This is a genomic window from Mycobacterium sp., assembly GCF_049585075.1.
Taxonomy (GTDB): Bacteria; Actinomycetota; Actinomycetes; order Mycobacteriales; family Mycobacteriaceae; genus Mycobacterium.
This window is the reverse complement of the sequence record NZ_JBAUZA010000305.1, coordinates 1-3,109: the sequence shown is the minus strand read 5'-3', so window position 1 is coordinate 3,109 and position 3,109 is coordinate 1. Positions and strand designations below refer to the sequence as shown.

Sequence of the window (3,109 nt, the reverse complement as noted above, 5' to 3'; positions counted from 1 at the left end):
GTGGGCGCAGGCGCTGGGCTCAGCCGGGGCTGCGACCGCCGCGCTTGCCGTCGCAACCCGCGTGCTTGACAGTAAGCGTCCATTGCAGCTCGAAGCCGCCGATCGGCTGGCGGATGAGCCTGAACCTCCACCAGGCCGAACCGCCACAGAACGGCGTACAACTCGATCAGCGGGATCGCCAGAAGAACGGCGGCCCCTGAGGCTAGTGGGTCGGCGAGATGATCCGTCGTCGACGTCATACGTTCGACGGTGACCAACGCATCCGGCGGGACGGCGAACCTTTAGTTACTGAAAGGCAAATGATGGTCGAAAAGAAGACGCGTCGGGCCACTTCTCAGCGCGACGCCGTCGAACATATCCGCGAGGGCGAAACATTTTTTGTGAATTTACCCATAGTTGGCCGGGTGGAAATTCCGCGGCCAGATCAGCTTGCCTACTTCGGCGGCCTGGCCGCTCTTGCGGCGTTTGAGCTGATCGACTGGCCAGTCGCGGTCGTCATCGCGGCCGGTCACATCATGGCCAGTAACCACCACAACAAGGTTCTCGAGGAACTCGGCGAGGCCATAGAGTCCGTCTAACGCTCCTGCAGGACGCGACGCGCGGTCTCGACATCGTGGTGAATCGGCAGACACATCAATTCGGCCACCCGATACATAAAGCTATCCGGCGATAAAACCAATACGATCGCATTCTCTTCGAGCAGCCGATCCAGCGCCGCAAATCCCGCGCTGTCGAGGTATTTGATCCCGCTCAATTCGAGAATGACGGGCCGGGTGCCCGGGACCGCCAGAACCGACTCGGTGAACTCCTCGACATTGGTCACGTCGACCTCACCGGTAACCGTCACTTCGGCACCGGCGCCGTTCGAAGAGTTCTGGAGCTGGAAATCCGCACGAGTCATGGTGTCACGCCCGCCACCTGGCTGGCTTGAGAGAAAACTGCATGGTGGAAAGTCAGGGTAATCCGAGTGCCGTGCGCCGTGCGAACCGTCTTCACGTCGTCGGCAAGTCCGTTGATCATCGTGAGCCCGCGCCCTCCCCGCAAGCTACGTTGGCTGGCCGACGAATCGCCCGACCAGCGGCCGGTATCGCTGACCGTCGCGGTCACGGTCCGACCGCGCACGAAAGCCTCGATGGAAATCGTTCTGGGCGAATCTCCGGTGCTGCCATGCTCGATCGCGTTGCTCACCGCTTCCCCGGTAGCCAGCAAGATGTCGACTGCCCGCGGTGGGTCCACCGCGATACCAGTCAGCCAATCGCTCAGCCGGTGCCGGGCTTGCGGGATATTGGCCAGCGCAGCAGGCAGCACGGTGGCGAAGCTGCGCGCGCAGCTGTGGCAGGGCCGCACCGCCAACAGGACGACGTCGTCGGTGTAGCCGCCGGGCGGGGCCATCCGGTCGAGCAACTCGTCACAAAAATCCCCGACCGACAACTCAGCGCGGTAGGCGGCCGCGGCCTGTAGCCGCGCGAATCCTTGATCGAGTGTCTCACCCGGGCGCTCGATCAGCCCGTCGGTGTAGAGCAGCAGCAGGCTGCCGGCCGGCAGCTCGTCGGTTGCGGTATTGGGTTTGAGCGGGCTTTCCCATGCCGCAACCGGGGGCCGTCGGCCGCCCTGCAAGAAGACCGGCGGTTGGTCCGGCATGACCAACAAGGGGTAAGGATGACCCGCGCAGCTGTAGCTGATGCTGGAGTTGGCGTTGGCCGTTCCCGGTCGTTCGGTGTCGATCACGGCGTAGCTGACCGTCGCACAGCGCGCACCGGGAATTGCGGCCGCATATTTGTCCAGCGAGGCGAGCACCGAGTCCGGATCGGCGCCGGTGAGCGCGGTCGCGGCGACTGCGGCTCGGAGCCTGCTCATCACGATCGCGGCCGGCAAGCCGTGCCCGACGACGTCGCCGACGGATATGGCGATCTGGCCCGGTTGCTGCAGCGGCATCACCAAATACCAGTCGCCGCCGACCCGCATCGCTTCGCCGCCGGGCTGATACATCGCCGCGACCACCGCGGCCGTGGACCCGCGGTCGAGATCGAGTAGGTGCTCTTGGAAATCGACGGCGATCCGATGCTCGCGCTCGGCGTTGCGCACCCGGTCCAGCGCCGCCTGGGTGATTTCCGCAGTGCGCGAGAGCATTTCGAGCTCAGCGTGATCGAAGTCCCGCGGTGTGGGCCAGAGCAACCCAAGGGAACCGATCACCTTGCCGTCATGACCACGCAACGGCTGGCTGACGCATGACCGGACGTTGTCCGCGGTTTCCTGCACGACGTGGCCATAACGCGAGGCGAGCGCCAAAGTATCGGTGATGACCATCCGTTGGCCCGTTTTGATGACATCGATCGGCACCAGCGGCGTGTTCAGGGTGGCGACGTGGTAGCGGTCGCGGAATTCCGCGGGAACCGGACCGGCATAGGAGAATCGGACGTTGTTCTCCTCGGCATCGAGGAGACCGATCACGACGACGACGGCACCTCCCGCGCCGAGCGGAGAGGCCAGCAGCGCTTCGGCGATTCCATCGACCGAGTCGGCGGCCTGCAACGCGGCATCGAGTCGGGCCGCGGCGGAGATGTGCCGAAGCTCGGCTTCACGCTGTTGCTGACCCGCTCGTTCCCGGCTGGTGGCGGACAACCGCGCGGCGACCCGCTCGACCAACTCCTGCGAGCGAAAGGGTTTGCGCAGATAGTCGTCCGCACCGCCGGCGTAGCCTTCGCTGACGGCCTCGTTTCCGGCGCGGGCGGAGAGCATGACGATCGGAGTGGCGGCCAAATCGGGATCGCCACGGATCGCGGAGACGAAGTGGAAGCCGTCGAGCTTGGGCATCATCACGTCGGTCACGATGGCGTCCGGTCGAAGCTCGCGTGCGGTCCGCAAAGCTGCTTCGCCGTCGGCGACCAGAACCGTTCTCCAGTGCGTCGACAACACCCGCTCCAGATGAGCCCGCATGTCGGCATTGTCGTCAGCGATCAAGACCAGTTCGCGCTCGTCTTCGCTGGGCACGGTCTCGGCTGGCGGCTCAGGTGTCGACACCAACCATTGGCCTGCCTCGACGACATACGGGTTGTCCGACAGGCGGGCCGGTGCATGTTCGATCGGTGTTCCGGCAAGGGATTTGGGC

Annotated in this window: 4 protein-coding genes; 1 reads left to right on the top strand and 3 read right to left on the bottom strand. The window is 64.8% G+C overall.

Annotated elements, in window-relative coordinates:
* On the bottom strand, window positions 1-239 hold a 239-nt coding region (locus WB785_RS14805; protein WP_424080082.1), incomplete at its 3' end, for an Rv1535 domain-containing protein.
* Window positions 240-302: 63 nt separating this feature from the next.
* On the opposite strand from WB785_RS14805, the gene WB785_RS14800 reads away from it, so the two are divergent.
* Window positions 303-578 carry a hypothetical protein gene (locus WB785_RS14800; protein WP_424080083.1) on the top strand — a complete coding sequence of 92 codons (276 nt, stop codon included), beginning with the start codon at window positions 303-305 and terminating at the stop codon, window positions 576-578.
* On the opposite strand, the gene WB785_RS14795 is transcribed toward WB785_RS14800, so the two are convergent.
* Window positions 575-901 (bottom strand): STAS domain-containing protein, encoded by a 327-nt coding sequence (locus WB785_RS14795; protein ID WP_424080081.1) that lies wholly within the window; start codon window positions 899-901, stop codon window positions 575-577. The genes WB785_RS14800 and WB785_RS14795 overlap by 4 nt on opposite strands.
* The coding region (locus WB785_RS14790; RefSeq protein WP_424080080.1) for a SpoIIE family protein phosphatase at window positions 898-3,109 on the bottom strand (2,212 nt) is incomplete at its 5' end. The genes WB785_RS14790 and WB785_RS14795, both read right to left, overlap by 4 nt.

Bases quoted from the DNA above. Each gene is read 5' to 3' on its own strand.
- WB785_RS14800 (WP_424080083.1), top strand. From the start codon at position 303: ATGGTCGAAAAGAAGACGCGTCGGGCCACTTCTCAGCGCGACGCCGTC.
- WB785_RS14795 (WP_424080081.1), bottom strand. From the start codon at position 901: ATGACTCGTGCGGATTTCCAGCTCCAGAACTCTTCGAACGGCGCCGGT.